The organism is Desulforhopalus vacuolatus (genome assembly GCF_016918505.1).
In the GTDB taxonomy this organism is placed as follows: domain Bacteria; phylum Desulfobacterota; class Desulfobulbia; order Desulfobulbales; family Desulfocapsaceae; genus Desulforhopalus; species Desulforhopalus vacuolatus.
The window spans coordinates 85573-104890 of record NZ_JAFFPZ010000008.1; the positions used below are offsets into that span (position 1 = coordinate 85573).

A 19318-nucleotide genomic window follows, 5' to 3' on the forward strand; every position below is an offset into this window, starting at 1 on the left:
ACAAATATCATTGACGAATTATTGACTACAAATAGCTGTTTCGAACTTCTTCTTTGAATTTTTCCATCTGGCTTTCCAAACCGATAACATGTTCAACTGGAAGTACAAAAGCAATGCCTGTTCCAGGCTCATGAAATTTTCCCGCTTTCTTTATAGCGTCTAAAATTTTAGCAACAAAATGTTCTTCGACAAGGAACATGATAATGTCGGTTTGTGCTTCCAGCGAAAGGCCAAAAAAAGTTTTCGCCTCCTTGAGCCCGGTTCCTCTGGCCGGTATGATGGTCGCTCCAGTGGCTCCGGCCTCTTTTGCCGAATCAACAATATGGTCAGTGAGATCCGGTTTTACCGAAGATAAAATAAGTTTAAAGCGCATTCCTCTTCTCCATGATTTTTGTACTGCGTTTTGTTTTCCAGTTCATCAACTGAGCATAGCCCAAAACGGCAATGATTGGAAAAAGACTGGCAAAAGCAATAAGGCCAAAACCGTCCAGGGCAGGATTTCGTCCAGGCACGGTGGCGGACAAGCCAAGACCAAGGGCCGCCACCAGAGGTACTGTTACTGTTGAAGTGGTGACCCCGCCCGAATCATACGCCAGAGCAATGATGCTTTTGGGAGCAAACAGGGTTTGTACAATAACAATCATATAGCCGACAAGAATGTACAGGTAAAGTGGGGTCCCGGTGACAATGCGAAAGGTTCCGAGGCTTATTCCAAAAGCGACGCCTATGGCAACGGTAATTCTCAACCCCCATTGACTGATCGTCCCGGCGGATACCTCATTGGCTTTATACGCCACGGCGATAAGAGATGGTTCGGCGATGGTGGTTGCAAAGCCGATCATGGCCGCAAAAAGATACACCCAGCCATACGCCTTCCAGTCTGCCTCGCTGACAATTTCCGCTGCACCATAAATAAAGGCGGGATCAGACAGCTGGTCAGCCATAATTTTTCCCAGGGGGAAAAGTGCTTTTTCAAGTCCTGCCAGAAACAGGGCAAGGCCAATAACAACATAAACGCCACCGACAAGGAGACGACGCAGATGGGGAATTGGCTGACGCAGGACGAGGAGCTGAAAACCGGTAATGAGAAGAATAATCGGCAGCACATCTCTGCAGGTAGCAAGCAATATTTTACCGAAATCATACATGAATTCCACTCAAAAATTCCCCTTTTTATCTGAAGATGAGAAGTCCATAACCCATAACAAAAATCATCGGAAGAAGAGATGCAAAAGCGATAAGACCAAAACCATCTAAAAGAGGACTTCGTCCTTTGATTGATGAGGCCAACCCTACTCCCAAAGCGGTAACCAGTGGTACGGTAATGGTGGATGTGGTTACTCCACCAGCATCATAGGCTATACCAATAATCTCTTTCGGGGCAATTATGCTCATCAGCATCACAACAACATAACCGCCGATGATCAGATAATGAACAGGCCAGCCGCGGATGATACGCATGACACCGACAAGGATAGCAAGCCCCACAGAAAAAGCGACAGACATGCGAAGTCCAAAAGCATATCGCTGCAGGGATTCTGGACCGGGGTCAATAAGCCCTCCCTGGCTGGCAATATTGGCCGCTTCCCAGGCCACTGCTATGAGGGCAGGTTCTGCCACCGTGGTAGAGAAGCCCAGGGCAAAGGCAAAGGAGAGGAGCCAGAAGATACTGCCCTTTCTGGCCAGGGCATGGGCCATTGTCTCACCAATGGGGAACAGGCTCATTTCCAGTCCCTGAACAAACAAGGTGAGGCCAGCGACCACAAGAAGAGTACCAAAAAGGACTTCTCCCAATTGAGGTAAAGGCTGTTGCAGGACAACGATTTGAAAAAAAGAAATAACCAGAATAATGGGAAGCAGATCAGTAAAAGACTGCTTAATTTTGTTTAGAATTATGGAAGTGATCATTTTTTTCCCTGACTCTTGCAGAATGTCATGACAGTAAATGCGACGAAAAGAGGGCGGAACTCTTGTTACGTTACATCGACCCAACCACGTTTACAAAAAAAAGAAAGCCGCCAGGCTGTTAACTTCTACGTTAAGACCCTGTAGATTGAGATCGCGACTGCGTGGAAATCTTTTGCTTTTTCCTGCCTCCTGTCTCCCGTCTCCCGTCTCCTTTCTCCCTTTTCCCGTTCCTGCCTTTGAATCCGCCAATACAAAATGTAGACCGTATTATTCCTGTTCGAGGTCAGCAAAGCTGCCCCCCGTGGCTTCAAGCAGGGCCTGAGGTTTCAGTTCGAGATCCATTCCACGGCGTCCGGCACTGACAAAGACCGTCTCCGCCACCTGCGCCGAAATATCAAGGAAGGTGGGCAGGCGTTTTTTCTGACCAAGAGGGCTTACGCCACCGAGTACATACCCGGTGCTGCGCTGAACCTCATCGGGTTTCGCCATGGCAGCCTTTTTTGCCCCGGCGGCTTTTGCCGCCTTTTTCATGCTGAGCATGGCATTAACCGGAATGATACAGACGGCCAGAGATTTCTTGTCAAGGCTGACAACGAGTGTCTTGAACACCCGCTCCGGGGCCACACCAAGTTTTTCTGCGGCCTCCATGCCATAGGAATCAGTCGAGGCATCGTGCTGGTATTCGTGCAGGGTATATTTGATTTTCTTCTTTTGGGCGGTTTTTACGGCGGGAGTCATAGTTTTACTGTGAAATAGATTTTATTTTTGTGTTACGTATTTGTTTTTACGTCAGGTATTGCTGAATTCAAGGAAAAGTGCAACACGTCTGTCGGAAACTTAATTCGTCCTCGCTCCACCCCATTTCCGTTTACGATTCTCAATCCGGGTAGGTCTCCCGTGGAAACGAACGGGTTCCTTCTCCTGAGGAAAAACCTTTCTGAGTTCCATGGTCAACTCCTGACAGGGGCGGACCGTGAGATCGGAGAGCACGTCCACATCTACTTCACCAAGATCCTGGAAATCGAGGGTAATCTTTAAAGGGACACTGCCGTGCCATGAGAAAAAGATATTCTTTACCTTTTCCAGAAGAGGTCGATTCACCAGGTTTGCTGGAATTTTCAGGGTGGCAGAATCGGTATATTTCGCCCGTGCGTTCTCAAGTGTATCGACACTTTCGGCGATAATCTTTGGCCCGTGTTCTTCCTGCTGCACTCGTCCGAGCACTACTATCGGACCTTCACTTTTGAGAACTTCGGAACATTGTTCAAAGGTACGCGGGAAGATCACTACCTCTATGCTCTCAAAGACATCTTCTACTGAAATAAAGGCCATGGCGTCCCCTTTTTTACTGCGGTGGAGTTTTATGCTCTTAATCAGTCCACCGATGCGCACTGCGCCTTCATCGGGCCACTCTTTGAGTTCATCGATCTGGCAGTCAACAACGGTTTTCAACGCGGACATGACATCATTGAGAGGATGACCGGTGATATAGAACCCCACAGCGTCTTTTTCCCAGGCGAGTTTGTCTTTCTCGTCCCATTCGTCAATGGAAGGCATGATAATATTCGTGACAGGGATAATCTGTTCAGAGTCAGAAACTACGCCGAAAAGAGAAAGCTGACCGCTCTGTTTGTCCCTCTGTACTGCTTTCGCCTGCTCCATCACCTGTTCCAGCACTGCCATATACTGTGAGCGCCGATAACCAAGGGAGTCGAAGGCTCCCGCCCTTATCAGAGCCTCAATAACCCGGCTGTTCACCCTGCGGGAGTCTACCCGGTTGCAGAAGTCACTGATCGATCTATACGGACCGGACTCTTCACGCTCGGCAATAATGATTTTCAGCGCTGATTCTCCAACGTTTTTAATTGCTGCAAGACCAAAACGTACCCGGTCATTTTTGACACTGAAGTCGATATAACTTTCATTGATATCCGGTGGCAAAACGTCCACATCATGATCGCGACACTCAGTAATATAACGGACCACCTTCTCGGTGTTGTTCTTATCGCAGGAGAGCAGGCCTGCCATGAACTGCGGCATGTAGTGTGCCTTCAGCCATGCGGTCTGATAGCAGACAAGGGCGTATGCTGCAGAGTGCGATTTGTTGAATCCGTAACCCGCGAATTTCGCCATCAAATTAAAGACATATTCGGCTTTGTCCATGGGAACCTTGAGATTTTTCGCCCCTGCAAGGAAAGAGACCTTTTGCTTTTCCATCTCCTCCTTTTTCTTTTTCCCCATTGCCCGTCGCAACAGGTCGGAAGATCCGAGGCTGTAGCCGGCAAGAATGTTGGCGATCTTCATTACCTGTTCCTGGTAAACGATAACGCCGTAGGTCTCGCGTAAAACATCTTCAAGCTGGGGCAGGGGATAGACAGCCTCTTTGCGGCCGTGCTTGGTATTGACAAAGTCATCCACCATGCCGGACTCAAGCGGTCCAGGACGGTAGAGAGCGACAAGAGCGATAAGATCACTGAACTGCTCCGGAGCCATCTTCGTCACCAGATCACGCATCCCGGAACTCTCCAGTTGAAAGACGCCGAGGGCGTCTCCCCGGCAGAGCAGAGCGAAGGTCTCGGGATCATCAAGGGGGATAGTGTCGATGTTGAGGTCGAGTCCCTTGTCCTTTTTGATATGCTGTATCGCCTTGTGAATAACGGTGAGTGTCTTCAGACCAAGAAAGTCAAATTTGATCAGGCCTGTTTTCTCCGTGTGATAACCGTCATACTGGGTGATGGTGGTAAATTTCTTCTTCCCTTTTTTCCCTCCCGGCTGATCACTGTTTTTCTCCTCACTGCCCCGTGCAAGAGGGAGGAAACGATCCATGGGACCGGGGGAAATGACGACTCCGGCGGCGTGGGTTGAGGTATGGCGGGCCAGTCCTTCAAGGGTCTGTGAGACCTTCAGCAGTTCTGCTATCTGAGGGTCACTGGCAGCCATTTCTTTAATTTTTGGCTCAATGTCCAGTGCCTTGACAAGAGTCATCTTTAACTCATCTGGAATCAGTTTTGCGACCTTGTCAACCACCGGCAGGGGAATATCCAGTGCCCGGCCGACATCCCGCACCACGCCCCGGGCTTTCATGGTTCCATAGGTGATGATCTGGGCTACCTGAGTTGCCCCGCCGTACGTCCGGCGAACATAGTCAATAACCTCGCCGCGTCGTTCCTGACAGAAATCGACATCAAAGTCAGGCATGTTGATCCGTTCTACATTGAGAAAGCGCTCGAAGATCAGTCCGTAGGGCAGGGGATCGATGTTGGTGATCTTCATGCAGAAGGCGGCAAGACTGCCCGCGCCAGAGCCGCGCCCCGGACCCACCGGGATATCATTGTTCTTGGCCCAGATAATAAAGTCTGCAACGATGAGAAAATAGGTGGGAAAGTCCATGGTGATGATGACTTTCATCTCCATGTCGAGTCGGTCGTGATACTGTTTTGCTTTCTCCTCTGTGTAGATACCGGCCGCACGCATGTCATTGAAGCGGTCTTCAAGGCCGTCGAGACATGCTTTGGTGAACATTGACCCGGCAGTTTCTCCCTCTGTAATGGGGAAATCGGGGAAGGAGTAGTCCTCAAGGGGAATTTCGAGATCACAGCGTTGAACAATCTCCTGAGTGGTGACAATTGCCTCCGGGCAGTGGTCAAAGGCGCGCTTCATAACATCTGGAGATTTAAAGTAGAACTCGTCGGTAGAGAAACGAAAGTGTTTGGGATCGGTAACAGGTCTCCCTGTCTGGATGCAGAGAAGGATCTCATGGGCGTGAGCATCCTCCTTGTTGAGATAGTGACAGTCGTTGGTGGCGACAAGTTTTACCCCCATCTCCGAGGCAAGCTGCTTCATGCCGTCGTTTACCCCCTGCTGGGCGGGAAGACCGTTTTCCTGCAGCTCAAAGTAGAGACGGTCACCGAAAACATCGTAATATTCCTTTGCCTTCAGGCGGGCACCTTCCATGTCGTTATGAAAAATCATCCACGGAATTTCGCCCTTGATACAGGCGGTGAGAGCGATAATGCCCTCGTTATATTCGCGCAGTAACTCCATATCGATACGCGGCTTATAATAGTAACCTTCGAGCTGGGCAACGGTGGCCAGATGCATCATGTTCTGGTAGCCGGTGTAATTCATTGCCAGCAGCACGAGATGGTTCTTCTCGTTTTCGGGAACATTGTCCGTACACGTGTGTCCCATAGGGGCGATGTAGAACTCACAGCCGATAATAGGTTTGATATCGGCGGCCTTGCAGGCGAGATAAAATTCAAGCGCACCGAGCATGACGCCGTGGTCAGTGATAGCGACCGCGTCCATGTTGTACTCTTTGCATTTGGCGATGAGATCTTTGATGCGGATTGCACCATCGAGAAGACTGTATTGGGTGTGAAGATGAAGATGGGTGAACCCTGAGCTCATAGTGCTGTCCTGGAAGTCGTTATTGTAGAAAGAGAGTAGATCTGATTGCGAAGGGGAACCGCCGGAAAATCAGAGTGAAAAAGATATGGTTAAGGATGAAAATATTTTAACATGGGGGGAATCAATGACAAGCCCCTTTTAAAATGAAGGGACGTAAGTATCGGCAGTTTGGCGCTAAAAAATAACATGTAACAATAACAAATAGTTATCAGACAGAAAACGCTGTATCCCTTGACAGTAAAGGGATACAGCGTTCTTCCTGCAACAGGAGTGAAAGGGGAAATGTGATGCAAAAGTCTTCATTCTTCCTGCTGGAGATGGCGATGGCTCCCACCATAAGCATCTTCTGCAGCAGCAACTCCCGCCTGGTCTGTCTGCGGATTACGGCAGCAAAGAAGAGCATGAAGAAATTGGCACAGAGGAGGCAGTAGAAGGTGAGGGAAGAGCTCTGGATTGTGGCGTTGTTCTGCGTAGAAACAGGGCCGATTAAGAGTGAAACAGAAGCAGTTTCTTGTCCGCTTCAGCCATAGCCGCTTAGAATACCGGCTTGTAATCGAAGAAGTGAGTGGTGCGCAACTGACGATAGGTATGCGTTTCTCCACGGGCGACAAAACTGCTGGTCTGCGCACCGTTGGAGGTAAAACGAACGCCTTCCAAAAATTCGCCGTCGGAGACACCGGTGGCGGCAAATGCCACTTTATGACTTTTAATAAGATCTTCGGCATGAAAGATTTTGTCAAAATCGGTGATACCGTGGTGTTGTGATTCAGATCGGTCACGGTCATTTTCGTAGAATATTTTTCCTTCAAAATATCCGCCGAGACAGGAGATGGCTGCGGCTACCATAACCGCGTCCGGAGCGAAACCATAACCGATATAGATGTCCGCTTTTTCTCCGGTGATTGCCGAGAGACAACCGGAAATTTCACCATCCTCAATCAATTTAATACGGGCCCCGCACTCCCGTACCTCGTGGATAAGCTTGTTATGCCGCGCCTGGTTGAGAATACAGACGGTCACGTTCTCAGTATATTTCTTCAGTGCCCGCGCCACCCGTTTAACGTTTACCACTGGTGCCTGATTGATGTCGATCACTTCACCAGCCTCGGCACCGACGACGATCTTGTACATATTGAGATTGGGCACTGACTGAATAGTCTTATTTTCAGCTATTACTGCGAAGGCGGAGGCATTATTCTTCCCATCAGCAGCGGAACGGTAGGCTTCAAGTGGAATTGCCATGAGGTCAAATTTTTCACCACCCTGACCGATTTTCGCGGGGAACTGCACGATTTCCGTACGCGGGGTAAAACGGTCATTGACTATAGTACCATCAATGGGCACGCGGTTGAGTACTTTGATCAGCGAAGACCGGGCACGGTTGAGGATGTCAGTGTGGTTTCCAAGCCCCTGCATCCGTGCAGCGGTGAGCGCCGCAATCTCCGTCGCCCTGACGATCTCCATTCCGTAGTTGGTATTCATTATTGGCTCTGGCTCTGGTTTTCGGTTGTACTGCATTCCCTGGTGGGCACCCTGGTATCAGTTTTTTCAAACGCGATGGAATTCCGTTGCAGCGCTGTCACTTCCCATGGCCTGCAGCTCGGCGAGAATGGCATCCCGTTCAGCCTGCATTTTTTTCCCGGCGATTGTATCGCGGATCTTTATCGCCTGTGGAAATTCATCAATCAGCTCAATATCAAGTGGTGCAGATTCCAGCCGTCGCTCCGCTTCCATGATCTCCTGCGGCGTGGGCAAGATAATACCGTAGAGCTGGAACGGTGTATGAACAAGGCTGTGGCCGCGATTATAGTAGGCCGAGGCGAAGCCCCCGTCGATATTGATAGAAACACCGTCACTGCTTGCCATGTGCGCCCCTTTGGCATAGTTGACAGGTGTGTGACCATAAATAACCCGTTTCACACCAAACTCCTCCAGCAGTTTCTGCTTAAACCCCTCGGTATTCATATTTTTATGCCAGTAGAGGGTGCGTTCCTGATGGAGTTTTTTGTCAAGCAGGAAATAACGTTCAAAAGTCTTCATCGCCTCTTTGCCAAAAAAAGGCGATTTAGGGCCACACCAGAGGTAGAAAAAGAGTGCCTGATCCTCCGGTTTCTGTTTGCGTCCGGAAATGTAGTTCTGGCCAACACGGTAGATAATTTCCTGTATATGGTTAAGAAGCTGTTTGCCTCGACGACCAAGAAATTCCTCAAATTCGCCGTCTACAGTGGAGGGGACAAGGGCATGAATATTAAGAAAGTTGTTTTGAATATGATAGGTCTTGCCACGCTCAAAGAGAAACTGCAGCAGCCGTTTGAGTTTGCGGTTGGTGGTGAACTGCTTCACGAGGTCCTTGACGATCGCAGATTCCTCACTGGTCAGTTGTGCAGGGTTCTCAAGGTCAATGGTTGGGAAAAAAGTATCGTTGAGCCCCGCTTCTTTATTCTTCAGCATCCTGGCGAGACGGTCAAGCCACAGCCGGGATTCCATTTCATACTGGGGAAAATCGTGGATGGTCTGCTCTTCCAGCTTGAGCTGAATGATCGTCAATGCCTTCTCAAGTGCGCGGCCCTTATCGGTCTGAGCCTTGAAATTACCGGTGATTTTGTCGACAGGATAGGTCTCAATGGCAAATTTTTCGAGACGGGCGGTATCGAACCCCATCCGCTTGAGAAAGACAAAGTGATCGTAGCGACAGGTAATACGCATGGCCTCGACAGCCAGCGAGGCGCAGCCTGCGGCACCACCCATCCATAGGATATCATGGTTGCCGAAAACGTAATCAACACCGTTGCGGTAAGAGGATGAGGAGAGGATACGCAAAATCTTGTCAGGCTGATCGCCCCGGTCGAAAACATCCCCGAGAACCTGAATACGGTCGAGGAGAATCTGGCGGATAGCAAAAGAGAGATGTGAAATCAGCCGCCGAGAGACAATAGGCTCTTCAAAAATAGGGTCCGGTACAGGCAACCCGGAGAGCAGGCGGGAAATAACATCGCGAAACTCCGGCTTAAAGTTACTGCCTTTGTTGGGACGAATATTGGTCGTCTTATATCTCAACACTTCCACAAGACAAAGAATGATATCCTGCATATCCATCTTGATGACATCGTCCTTCAGATATTGCTGTTTACGGATGATGCGGGTGAGATATTGGATCTTTTCCATGCTGAAGGTGCCAGGCAGCGCCTCACGACAGGTCTGATAGAGCATGCCGAAGCGTCCGCGGAGAATCGATTTGAAACGATCCCCCTCCCCATGCAGGTCGCTGATCCAGAGAGTTGTGGGAATGTTGGAGTTGAGTTCGAGGTCGAGTTCGAGCAGCCGACTGGCAAGCTGGTCTATCTTTTCCACATAACCGCCTGAAACTTCGAACTTATTAGGAATGTGTTCCTTTTCTGCCGTCATGATTTCCCCATGCTGAAAGGAGTGATGCTGTAAAGGATTGAGCTGTCAATATAGCAAAATCAGGGCAGGAAATAAACCCTGGACTTTTTATAAGAAAAAGCTGTAATGTTGTCGGTGTTCGTGGATTATACGTGATGTCAGTTACAAGGAGTACTGTCATGTATCCCCGATCCTCTTTATTCCGGTTATATTACCACCTGTTCTTATTCTCTGGAGGCAATCTTGAAACGAATTCTCACCTTGTGTATTGTGGCAGTGCTGGGTCTGGTTTCGGTCAACTCTTTTGCAGAGTCAGCAGTGCCGCAGATCAGTGTGTTCGGAGTGTCCGAAAAAAGTGTGGTTCCCGATGAGATGCACTGGAATCTGCAGGTCAACACCCGCGGTGCCAGTGTTGAAGAAGTTGCCTCCGCCCATCTTAATGATGTCTCTGATGTGCTCTCTCTACTTGATGAAATGAAAATTTCTGAGGCGAAAACGGTTACGAGTCGTATGCAGATCCGTGAAAACTGGCAATATCAAAATAACAGCCGCGTGCGCGATGGCTACATTGCCGGCACACAGATATTTTTTGTCATGAAAGACTTTAAAAAATATGTGCCAATATGGACAAAGCTCTCCACTTTTAAAAATCTGCAAATAGAGAATGTTAACTTTGCTCTTTCCACGCAAGGGAATATCCAAAATGAACTTCAGATATTTGCCCTCAGGAATGCGAAAAAACGAGCAGAGAGGCTTGCGGCAGTACTTGGGGTTCGTATTGGCACTCCGCTTTTAATTGAGGTTAATGTATCTCCTTCGACACTCAACAACAGAATGGCACCAATGCTTGTTGGGAATGCCTCCAGTGATTCCAGTGAAAAGGTGGTGGCACCGGGAGAACAGCAAGTGCGCAGCTCGGTTCATGTCGTTTTCAGTTTGGAGACGATTTCTGGAACAGAATAAAATATAAAACATCTCATTTTATTGGATATACAATAAAATGTGTCTTCAGGAGAAATCCTGCGTCCAAAGATTTTTTCGCATTTCTCCTGTGGTAAAATATGATATATTTTTTTTGTTTCATGGGTACGGTTGTATAAACCTTTTATTTAAAGGCTCCCCTTATCTCTTTGAGGGCACTGGGGATGTATTGGATGTCTTCAATTTTGTTGAAAGTTTAAATTATTTGAAGAACCCGGCGTTTTGAAGTCTTACTACTGAATTTGAATGAGGAAAACTGGGATTACTATGAATGAGAAAGATCTGCAGAAGCAGTTACAAACCCGAGTGCGCAGGAAACTAGAAGCTCTTTTCACCAAATACGGCATGGATTACGGTGGAATTGATGACAGCATGAAGTGGAAGCCTCTGGTTCTGGTTATCGGAAACTATTCTTCTGGTAAGTCAACACTCATTAATGAGCTGGTTGGCAAAAATATCCAGCGTACAGGTCAGGCTCCCACTGACGACTCTTTTACTATTTTGACTTCAGGTGAGGAAGAAGAAGAGCGGGAAATTCCTGGTTCGACTCTTGTCAACGACAGCACCTTGCCTTTTGAGCATTTCAAGCATTACGGTGAAAAACTGATTTCTCATATCACCATGAAGACGCTCAACTCCCCGGTTCTTGATAATCTTGCTATTATCGACAGCCCCGGCATGCTTGATGCTACTTCTGAGAACGACCGCGGCTACAATTACATGGAGGTTCTTGGTGATTTTGCCAGGATGGCTGATCTTATTGTCCTCATGTTTGATCCGCACAAGGCTGGAACCATCAAAGAATCCTACGAAGCGATTCGTAATACTCTGCCGGAAAAATCTGGAGAACACCGTCTGATTTTTGTCATGAGTCGTATTGACGAGTGTGATCATCTCACCGACTTCACCCGTTCTTACGGGACGCTCTGCTGGAACATGTCGCAGATGACAGGTCGCAAGGATATTCCGCACATCTATCTGACCTATGCGCCGAATCTTGCCAATAGTGACAAAATGGCAAAAGACTGGCCTCAGGAACGTGAGGAGCTCTTTGAAAAAATTAAAGGTGCGGCGGCGTTTCAAATCAATCATATCCTTGAAGACCTTGATCGTCAGGTAAATGAGGTGAATATTGTTGCAGAAGCCGTAACTGAATTTATCAGAAGGGCAACACGCATATTCTGGAAATACTTTAATATCACCATGCTTATAGCTGTTCTGTTTTTCTTTTTCGGTGATGTAATGCTTAAATCTATTCTCGGTCTTCCAGAAGCTACACTGTTAAGTTCTATCCGCGGAGGTACGGTAGGAAGTTTTCCTTTTACTCTGATTTTATTCCCGCTTGTTTTTTTCTTTGGTACTATCGTTGTAGGGGGAATTTCTTTCAGCCGCTATGCCTTTCCGAAGTTGCGCCGTAACTCTCTGGCCCGGAGCAGTGAACTGGTGATTCTTGACACTCAGTATCGCAAAAATCTCTGGCAAAAGATGGAGGGCAAGGCTCTTGAAAACATCCAGAAACTTACCATGAAAGATCTCTGGGGTGGTTATATCCGCAGTTCTCAACGTATCAAGGCCTTCCTTAATAATGATATGAAGAGATTTTATGAAAAGATCGGCAGCAAACGGAACTCGTCTCCTGAATAAGGGGGAGTTAATACAGTTTTAAATCTATAAAAGGGCCGTCTCCAAGTAGTGGAGACGGCCCTTTTATATTGTGACTGGCAGGAGGCAGGGAAAAGCAAAATACGGAACAGCGAAATTTTTTTTGCCAAAGGAAAGCTCTAAATTACTGTTGTTCTCTCTTTACTTTTTGCGTTCTTCGCGGTGAAATTCTTTGTCTTTTTATACCATTACTATTAAATTATGCCCCTGTCTAAGGAGGCATCAGTAAAAAATGTAATTGGTATTAGTGTAATTGGTATTAGTGAAAATTCGTGTCTATTCGTGGTTACAAACTAAAAAAGGAAACACGAATTATTACTCATTCGTCATCGCCAAAAAAGATGTCTACACAGTTACGTTTTCTGGTTAATACAAAATAGAAATAATATAAGACAAATTGATAATCATCGGAGAGTTAAAAAGAAGGGTGCCCGCAGAGGTTCTCTTTTTCCTTTCTTTATGATGAAAAAGAAAAATTGTTATTTTTGGAAAATTGCGTCCAGGAATCAAAACGGGGAGCTAATAACAATTTTGAATCGCCAGCTGAGCAGTTACATATACAACAAACAAACCTGCCAGAATACTCAGAATAAAAGGTGTGCGTTTTTCATTAACATAACGTTTGCTCGTATTCACTATCCATTTCCAGTTCAGACTAAGATGTAAAAATAACAGAAAAACAAACAGAAGAGAAAAATAAAGGTGAATATCAGCCCATTCTTGACGATGTATTCCTAAAAAATACTTGTTTACACCTCTTCCTATTGGAATAATGAATCCCAGGAAAAATCCAGTCATCGTTACAGAACAAAAATCAATAAACATAACAATATCAACAACGCATTTCAGATTGTTTTTGTTCATTTTTTCCAGCATTTTTTTTCAGCGCGTCTTTTATTTATTTCCACCTGGATTTCGAAAGAGAGGGAAAAGAAGATGAGTTTTTCAGCAACAGTGGCGATATGCGTATTGGCGTACATATTGCCACTGATCCCTTTTTAGCAGTTCATAAGAATTTAGATCTTGATTTCACTTATTTGAATATGAGGCTCTATGTTCGTGAAGTTTTCCATATCAGAGAAGATTTCCTTGGCGTGAGGACCAAAACATGTTCGGAAAGAATCAATTGAGTCAAAGGTAAAGTGCCCAACGGCTACAAACAGGGGGGTTTCTCCTGGAGAACCACCGGCCACCCCGGCCTCCACTTCTTTTCCCTTTAAATCATTGCCAAGCAATTCTGTCATCATTAAGATATGTTTGCTGCAGTAATAATCAATGTCGAATTGACATTTTGAACTGTTCGGATACATGACACTTACTTTGATCATCGTTTCTCCTATTGATTGATATTTTTTTGATGTGACGATCCTCGACCGGAGATGCCTGCAGGTTAAGTGAAACAATGAGCAGCGTGTGTATCAATTACGGAGAAGAGAGATTTCGCATCAGAATCTTTTGTAAAAAAATCCCGAGTATTTCATTACCTTGATCGTAATGACGATATGAGTTCTTTCTCTCTATAATTTTTACGACTGTGAAAAAACGTACTCTTTGAACGACACATTGTCTGCATTCCTTCTCCGGGCAACGTTCGATAACAAACAGCCAGACCAGCTCTCCCTCATCTGCTCTCAGAAGCAACAAGATATTTACATCTTCTGAGTTTTCCTTCAACACTCACTCTTTAAATTGACATCTTCAGCAGAAAAAAACAAAAAAACAATAGAAAAAAAATAGGATAGAATATCTCTTAACGTTTCGCTTTTTATGAATATTTCAACTAATGATAATCTATATAATTATGGATTTCAAGTAGAAGACTTCCTCCAGGCAGGCATACCGCTCATGAGTAAAAATATTAAAACATCCTTCCCAGCCTGAAGAACGGGGATTCGGACGGGGATTCCTGCAGCGCCTGCGCGTTTTCTGCGTGAATCATTTCAACAGGAATTGCGGTAAATTTTCTCCTGTACTTTGAATATGAACAAAATACACGTTGTTTCAAGGTACCCTGCAGGCAGCTTGCTGTAAAAAGGGGACCGTACCTCTGATGGCCCCTTTTTTATGCATTGAATTGTATTTTGAGGAGGTCATATAAAAAAAGCCCGGCTGCACAAAGCAGTCGGGCCTGAAAAAGCATCAGAAAAAACAGTTATCAATTTTTCGGCCAGACCAGCGGGGCATAAATCCAGCCAATGGTTCCACCGGAGTGCCGTACTTTAATCCAGTCTCCTTTCTTCTGCAATTTAGTGAGTACAACTCCGCGCTCAACACTGGCAATAACTTTAGATTTGGTCGAAGGCTGGGAACGCATATTCATAGACTCCTCAGCATTCACGATAATGGAGTTCTGGGGCATGGTAATACCCTTATGAATCCAGCCCGTATCATTCTCAAAATCAGAAACCTTGAACCAATTCCCCTGAGTCTGCAGAATCTTCAGCGGATATCCCTTGAAAAGCTCCATGCAGACACTGTCCCTGGTTGACGGACCTGTACGCACATTGGCGTTATCTACTTTTACAGAAATATATTGAGCTGCAAAAGCCGGGGAGGAAACGAGAGCCAGAATAACCACTACAGCTATTGTACAAAGAGTCTTCTTCATAATTACATTTTTTGTCTTTTTTTTTGTCTCAAAGAGTAGCGCTTTTTTGCTGTTACCAAAAAGCAAACTAATACACGAATACAGAACACACGCACTCTCTCAAGTCATGCGAAAGAAGATCTGATATTACACGTTCTTGAAGTTCAGGTAAACCGTAAATCCTTTTTTTTTGACATGAGCGTTTCCGCGCCAAGAGCGAGAGCCATGTTTTCCGGGCAATGTCCCACCGGCAGACCGGCCCATATAGGGCAGGGAACTGCCGAACCCGAAACTGCATCCAATGCCAGTTGCCAGACAGCTTCAAGGAAGCGCAGATGGGCAAGACTGTCGGTCTGTGCATTCGCCTGTGAGGTATGAAAATCTCCAAGGAGCAGTCCCGCAAGGTTTTTCAGCTTTCCCGCCAGCTGCATCTGGGTAAGCATGCGGTCTATCTTATAAAGCGGCTCATCAACGTCTTCCAGCAGCAAAATACAGCCACTGTAATCAATGTCATTTGGAGTGCCAAGAAGGGAGACGAGAGTGGTGAGATTGCCGCCGAGCAATGGGGCACGCACCTCAGCGCCGTCACGAAGTACCTCAAGTTGACGTATTTCCAGAGCTGGCTGTTGCTGCAGAGGAGTCTGGAGACAATGGGCAAGACGCTCAAGAGCAGCTGGAGCAGCAGCAGCAATACTGGTGACTACAGGTGCGTGCAGCGAAACGAGCCCGGTCTTCGCCCGCAGGGCATTGAGCAGGATGGAGATGTCGGAGAATCCGGCAAAGATTTTCGGGGCAGTACGAATCTGCTCATAATCAATATTCTCCAGCAGCTTCAGGCAGCCGAAACCTCCGCGCATGCAGAAAATCCCCTGTACTTCGGGAGCAGCCCACATACGGTTGAACTCCTCTGCACGGTTGGCATCAGTATCAGAAAACCACGGGAATGTACTGCCGGGCCAAAGTTCCCGGGGAAATTTCACCTCAAATCCCATCTCGCGCAGGCAGGCTACTCCCCGTTCAAAGCGGACGGTATCCTGCAGCTGACCGGCGGGAGCAATAATGCCAAGGGTATCGCCACGTTTCAATGGCGGCGGAAAAAGAGGTGCCGGCAGGGTCGAAAAGCTCATTTAGCCAGTCTCCTGTAGATCTCCTGCAGCCCGTTAAGGGTTAACATCGGCTCGATCCTTTCAATGCAATGGCTGTAGGGAGTGACCAGGGGGGCCATGCCGCCGGTGGCGGTTACAGCGAAGTCATCCTCCGGTTCACACATCTCCATGCGGATATTGTGCACCATGCCGTCCACCATAGCTCCATAGCCGTGAAGGATACCGCTTTTCATAGCCTCCACAGTTGAGCGGCCAATCACATTCTCTGGCGGTGAGGAGATATCAATCTGCGGCAGACGCGCGGTGCGGGAGGAGAGGGCATCGAGTGAGATCCCGATACCGGGGAGAATCGTACCTCCTAAATAGGTGCAGTTGTCACTAATACAGTCAAAGGTAATGGCGGTACCAAAGTCAATTACGACCTGTTTCACCGGATTCAAAGCCCAGGCTGCAATAGAGTTAACGAGGCGATCCGCTCCAACTTCTTTCGGATTTTCAAGATCGACATGGATAAGGTCTTTGATCTGATCCACCTCCACCACAATAACATCCTGTCGTAAATGGGCAGAAAAATATCGTCTGCAGCAGCCGAGCCAGGCTGCCTGCAGGGCGGGGACTACCGAGGAGATGATGATACCGTGCAGTTCTTTATGCGGAATTTTCTGCATGGCAAAAAGGGCATTGTAGCGCATGGCAAGTTCATCGGCTGTGTGCTTGCGATCAGATGTCATCCGCCAGTCTGCGATAAGGGTATCGCCATCGTAAATCCCTGTTACAGTGTGGGTATTTCCCACATCGACAACTAAATACATGGTCATTCCAGAGTGGGTTAAGATTTCAAAGTGATGCCCGGATGAAAAGCAGGGCGCGTGTGAAAACCGAGCAGGGATTTCGCAGAATGACTATACTGTTTCAACGAATTGCGCTAATAATAGTCATCCGCCTGCTGTCTTGAGAGTTAAGATATCAGGAGTTAAGATACCGAAATGGGGAAAAAATGACAGAGAAAAAATCCTACCGCCGCCGTCACCGTGGAGAATATGTTTGCCACTGCTGCAAGCAGAAAAAAACTTTCTGCTGGAGCTGTAACTGCGGCTTCATGATCTGCCCTGAGTGTTTTGCAGAAAACGGCTGGGGGCTGACAAACGGTCCCATCTGGATCTGCCCGGACTGCGGTCGTATTCACATGATGGAGTAAACTCTGCCGGGGAGAGAAACTGCCTTGCCAAAGATGAATCATTTGCGCAAACCGCCTTGATATTATACAATAGCTGCCTCATTAAACACATCTCTTCCTGCCTCCCGCTGTCAACTTTCAGAAAAATTAAAAACTATGGCAATACCCCAGAAAAGTCTGCTTGATACCGCTGTAAACTCTACATCGAAGACAAATAATTCTTCCACCAGGACAGCAAAGGGACAGTACACCGACGACTCCATCAAGACCCTCAGTTCCCTGGAACATATCCGCCTCCGTCCAGGAATGTATATTGGCCGTCTCGGTGACGGCTCCAACCAGCATGACGGCATATATATCCTCCTGAAAGAGGTAATCGACAACTCCGTCGATGAGTATATCATGGGTGCTGGCAAACGCATCAATATAGAAATCAGCGACGAAGGCCGGGTGACGGTACGCGATTTCGGTCGCGGGATTCCTCTTGGCAAGCTGGTTGACTGTGTCTCGGTGATCAACACTGGTGCCAAATATAATACTGACGTTTTTCAGTTTTCTGTGGGTCTCAACGGCGTTGGTACCAAGGCCGTCAACGCGCTCTCCTCAGAGTTTATCGTTACCGCCTGTCGGGACGGGAAATTTGCTTCAGCCTCTTTTGCCAACGGCAATCTGCAACATGAGGAAAGTGGCGAGACCAAAGAGAAAAATGGCACCCGTATTGAATTCGTGCCCTCAACAGAACTCTTTCCCAAATACAGCTTCAATCCTGATTTTATTGAGAAACGGCTGTGGCGTTATGCCTGGCTCAACGCCGGACTCAAGCTCTATTTCGGCAACAACCTCTACTACTCGACCAGGGGGTTACTCGATCTGCTCGAAAAGGAACTGGACGGCGGCGAACTCTATCCGCCCATATCCCTGAAAACAGATATCCTTGAATTTGCCTTTTCCCATGCGGACAACTTTGGCGAAACCTACTACAGCTTCGTCAATGGGACCTACACCAGTGAAGGTGGAACCCATCTGTCTGCCTTTAAAGAGGGAATTCTCAAGGGGATTAATGAATATTCCGGCAAGAAATTTATCAACACTGATGTGCGCGACGGGATCGTCGGCACCCTCGCCGTGAAAATCATGGAACCAGTGTTTGAGTCGCAGACCAAGAACAAGCTGGGAAATACTGACATCCGGGTATGGATTGTCAATACCGTGAAAGAGGCCGTCTCCAAAGCGCTCTATAAAGATACTGAAGCGGCGCAAAAGCTGATCGACAAAATTAACCACAATGAGAGGGTACGCAAGGAGTTGCAGAGCGTGCGCAGTGAGGCGAGGGCCAACGCAAAGAAGGTTGCTCTGAAGATCCACCAGCTGAAGGACTGCAAGTACCATCCCGCCGCCGGGAAACCGTCAAAAGAAGATCAGGAGAATATGGTTTTCATCACTGAAGGACTTTCTGCCGCTGGCTCCATTGTCTCCTCACGGGATCCACTTCGTCAGGCAGTCTTCTCTCTAAAGGGAAAACCGAAGAACGTTTTTGGACAAAATATCGCGACACTCTATAAAAACGAGGAAATGTACGCCCTGATGCGAGCCCTTAACATCGAGGACAACATTAACAATTTGCGTTATGACAAGGTTATCTTCGCCACAGATGCCGATGTGGACGGACTGCATATCCGCATGTTGCTGCTCACCTTTTTTCTGCAGTACTTTGAGCCGATGGTCCGAGAAGGGTTTATCTATGTGCTGGAGACACCAATTTTCAGAGTACGTAACAAGAAGAAGACCATTTACTGCTATTCCGACAAAGAGAAGGAGAGGGCGATCAGAGAGCTGCAGGGCAAAAAAGAGATCAAGGTAGAAATAACCCGATTCAAGGGGTTGGGTGAGATATCTCCAAAAGAGTTTAAACAATTCATCGGGGATAATATCCGCCTTACTCCTATCATTCTTGATTCGCTGAGTGAGATCAACAAAGTACTCTCATTTTATATGGGAAAAAACACACCTCAGCGCAGAGATTACATCATGGATAATCTTTTACCTGTCGAGGAAGCAGTGGGCGCGTGAGTGAAAGGGGGGATGTTTCCTGCAGGGTAATCC

Annotated in this window: 17 protein-coding genes; 5 read left to right on the plus strand and 12 right to left on the minus strand. The window is 47.2% G+C overall.

Translation table 11 applies throughout. The features are described 5' to 3' along the window. Positions 1-25 precede the first annotated feature (25 nt). The 5 genes from JWG39_RS07190 to dnaE form a co-directional block, all read right to left on the minus strand. Positions 26-373, minus strand: a complete 348-nt coding sequence (locus tag JWG39_RS07190; protein ID WP_205218707.1) for a P-II family nitrogen regulator — start codon at positions 371-373, stop codon at positions 26-28. Next, positions 363-1157 carry a DUF1538 domain-containing protein gene (locus tag JWG39_RS07195; RefSeq protein ID WP_205218708.1) on the minus strand — a complete coding sequence of 265 codons (795 nt, stop codon included), beginning with the start codon at positions 1155-1157 and terminating at the stop codon, positions 363-365. The genes JWG39_RS07190 and JWG39_RS07195 overlap by 11 nt, the downstream gene beginning before the upstream one ends. A gap of 16 nt (positions 1158-1173) precedes the next feature. Beyond that, positions 1174-1908: a DUF1538 domain-containing protein gene (locus JWG39_RS07200; protein WP_205218709.1), complete on the minus strand. Its 735-nt coding sequence runs from the start codon at positions 1906-1908 to the stop codon at positions 1174-1176. Between the two features lie 267 nt (positions 1909-2175). Next, positions 2176-2646, minus strand: coding sequence for a Cys-tRNA(Pro) deacylase (gene ybaK / locus JWG39_RS07205; RefSeq protein WP_205218710.1), 471 nt, complete (start codon positions 2644-2646; stop codon positions 2176-2178). A gap of 99 nt (positions 2647-2745) precedes the next feature. Beyond that, a complete protein-coding gene (dnaE, locus tag JWG39_RS07210) occupies positions 2746-6318 on the minus strand; it encodes a DNA polymerase III subunit alpha (protein WP_205218711.1) in 3573 nt (1190 codons plus the stop codon). Between the two features lie 287 nt (positions 6319-6605). Between dnaE and JWG39_RS07215 the strand changes: the two genes are divergently transcribed. Next, entirely contained in the window at positions 6606-6749 is a 144-nt protein-coding gene (locus tag JWG39_RS07215) for a hypothetical protein (protein ID WP_205218712.1), read from the plus strand. Positions 6750-6852: 103 nt separating this feature from the next. On the opposite strand, the gene JWG39_RS07220 is transcribed toward JWG39_RS07215, so the two are convergent. Both JWG39_RS07220 and JWG39_RS07225 read right to left on the minus strand, forming a co-directional pair. Further along, entirely contained in the window at positions 6853-7800 is a 948-nt protein-coding gene (locus JWG39_RS07220) for a fructose-bisphosphatase class II family protein (protein WP_205218713.1), read from the minus strand. A gap of 66 nt (positions 7801-7866) precedes the next feature. Continuing rightward, positions 7867-9723, minus strand: coding sequence for a fructose-bisphosphatase class III (locus JWG39_RS07225; RefSeq protein ID WP_205218714.1), 1857 nt, complete (start codon positions 9721-9723; stop codon positions 7867-7869). A 222-nt stretch (positions 9724-9945) separates the two neighbouring features. Between JWG39_RS07225 and JWG39_RS07230 the strand changes: the two genes are divergently transcribed. Continuing rightward, a complete protein-coding gene (locus tag JWG39_RS07230) occupies positions 9946-10665 on the plus strand; it encodes an SIMPL domain-containing protein (protein ID WP_205218715.1) in 720 nt (239 codons plus the stop codon). A gap of 285 nt (positions 10666-10950) precedes the next feature. Next, positions 10951-12327 carry a dynamin family protein gene (locus JWG39_RS07235; protein ID WP_205218716.1) on the plus strand — a complete coding sequence of 459 codons (1377 nt, stop codon included), beginning with the start codon at positions 10951-10953 and terminating at the stop codon, positions 12325-12327. A gap of 537 nt (positions 12328-12864) precedes the next feature. On the opposite strand, the gene JWG39_RS07240 is transcribed toward JWG39_RS07235, so the two are convergent. The 5 genes from JWG39_RS07240 to JWG39_RS07260 form a co-directional block, all read right to left on the minus strand. Then, positions 12865-13209 carry a DUF4405 domain-containing protein gene (locus tag JWG39_RS07240; RefSeq protein WP_205218717.1) on the minus strand — a complete coding sequence of 115 codons (345 nt, stop codon included), beginning with the start codon at positions 13207-13209 and terminating at the stop codon, positions 12865-12867. Between the two features lie 152 nt (positions 13210-13361). After that, complete coding sequence (locus JWG39_RS07245) at positions 13362-13673, minus strand: EthD family reductase (protein ID WP_205218718.1); 312 nt, start codon at positions 13671-13673, stop codon at positions 13362-13364. 827 nt (positions 13674-14500) lie between these two features. Continuing rightward, complete coding sequence (locus JWG39_RS07250; RefSeq protein ID WP_205218719.1) at positions 14501-14953, minus strand: SH3 domain-containing protein; 453 nt, start codon at positions 14951-14953, stop codon at positions 14501-14503. A 143-nt stretch (positions 14954-15096) separates the two neighbouring features. After that, positions 15097-16059: a S66 peptidase family protein gene (locus tag JWG39_RS07255; protein ID WP_205218720.1), complete on the minus strand. Its 963-nt coding sequence runs from the start codon at positions 16057-16059 to the stop codon at positions 15097-15099. Then, the gene (locus tag JWG39_RS07260) at positions 16056-16850 is read right to left on the minus strand and encodes a type III pantothenate kinase (protein ID WP_205218721.1); all 795 of its coding nucleotides are present in this window, start codon (positions 16848-16850) and stop codon (positions 16056-16058) included. The genes JWG39_RS07255 and JWG39_RS07260 overlap by 4 nt, the downstream gene beginning before the upstream one ends. 185 nt (positions 16851-17035) lie before the next feature. On the opposite strand from JWG39_RS07260, the gene JWG39_RS07265 reads away from it, so the two are divergent. Both JWG39_RS07265 and JWG39_RS07270 read left to right on the plus strand, forming a co-directional pair. Next, positions 17036-17236 (plus strand): hypothetical protein, encoded by a 201-nt coding sequence (locus JWG39_RS07265; protein WP_205218722.1) that lies wholly within the window; start codon positions 17036-17038, stop codon positions 17234-17236. Positions 17237-17371: 135 nt separating this feature from the next. After that, entirely contained in the window at positions 17372-19285 is a 1914-nt protein-coding gene (locus tag JWG39_RS07270) for a DNA topoisomerase IV subunit B (protein WP_205218723.1), read from the plus strand. Positions 19286-19318 lie beyond the last annotated feature (33 nt).

Excerpts from the sequence above, each read along its gene's own strand:
- JWG39_RS07190 (WP_205218707.1), bottom strand. The coding sequence starts at position 373 with ATGCGCTTTAAACTTATTTTATCTTCGGTAAAACCGGATCTCACTGAC.
- JWG39_RS07200 (WP_205218709.1), bottom strand. The coding sequence starts at position 1,908 with ATGATCACTTCCATAATTCTAAACAAAATTAAGCAGTCTTTTACTGAT.
- ybaK (WP_205218710.1), bottom strand. The coding sequence starts at position 2,646 with ATGACTCCCGCCGTAAAAACCGCCCAAAAGAAGAAAATCAAATATACC.
- dnaE (WP_205218711.1), bottom strand. The coding sequence starts at position 6,318 with ATGAGCTCAGGGTTCACCCATCTTCATCTTCACACCCAATACAGTCTT.
- JWG39_RS07215 (WP_205218712.1), top strand. The coding sequence starts at position 6,606 with ATGCAAAAGTCTTCATTCTTCCTGCTGGAGATGGCGATGGCTCCCACC.
- JWG39_RS07220 (WP_205218713.1), bottom strand. The coding sequence starts at position 7,800 with ATGAATACCAACTACGGAATGGAGATCGTCAGGGCGACGGAGATTGCG.
- JWG39_RS07225 (WP_205218714.1), bottom strand. The coding sequence starts at position 9,723 with ATGACGGCAGAAAAGGAACACATTCCTAATAAGTTCGAAGTTTCAGGC.
- JWG39_RS07235 (WP_205218716.1), top strand. The coding sequence starts at position 10,951 with ATGAATGAGAAAGATCTGCAGAAGCAGTTACAAACCCGAGTGCGCAGG.
- JWG39_RS07240 (WP_205218717.1), bottom strand. The coding sequence starts at position 13,209 with ATGAACAAAAACAATCTGAAATGCGTTGTTGATATTGTTATGTTTATT.
- JWG39_RS07245 (WP_205218718.1), bottom strand. The coding sequence starts at position 13,673 with ATGATCAAAGTAAGTGTCATGTATCCGAACAGTTCAAAATGTCAATTC.
- JWG39_RS07250 (WP_205218719.1), bottom strand. The coding sequence starts at position 14,953 with ATGAAGAAGACTCTTTGTACAATAGCTGTAGTGGTTATTCTGGCTCTC.
- JWG39_RS07255 (WP_205218720.1), bottom strand. The coding sequence starts at position 16,059 with ATGAGCTTTTCGACCCTGCCGGCACCTCTTTTTCCGCCGCCATTGAAA.
- JWG39_RS07260 (WP_205218721.1), bottom strand. The coding sequence starts at position 16,850 with ATGTATTTAGTTGTCGATGTGGGAAATACCCACACTGTAACAGGGATT.
- JWG39_RS07265 (WP_205218722.1), top strand. The coding sequence starts at position 17,036 with ATGACAGAGAAAAAATCCTACCGCCGCCGTCACCGTGGAGAATATGTT.
- JWG39_RS07270 (WP_205218723.1), top strand. The coding sequence starts at position 17,372 with ATGGCAATACCCCAGAAAAGTCTGCTTGATACCGCTGTAAACTCTACA.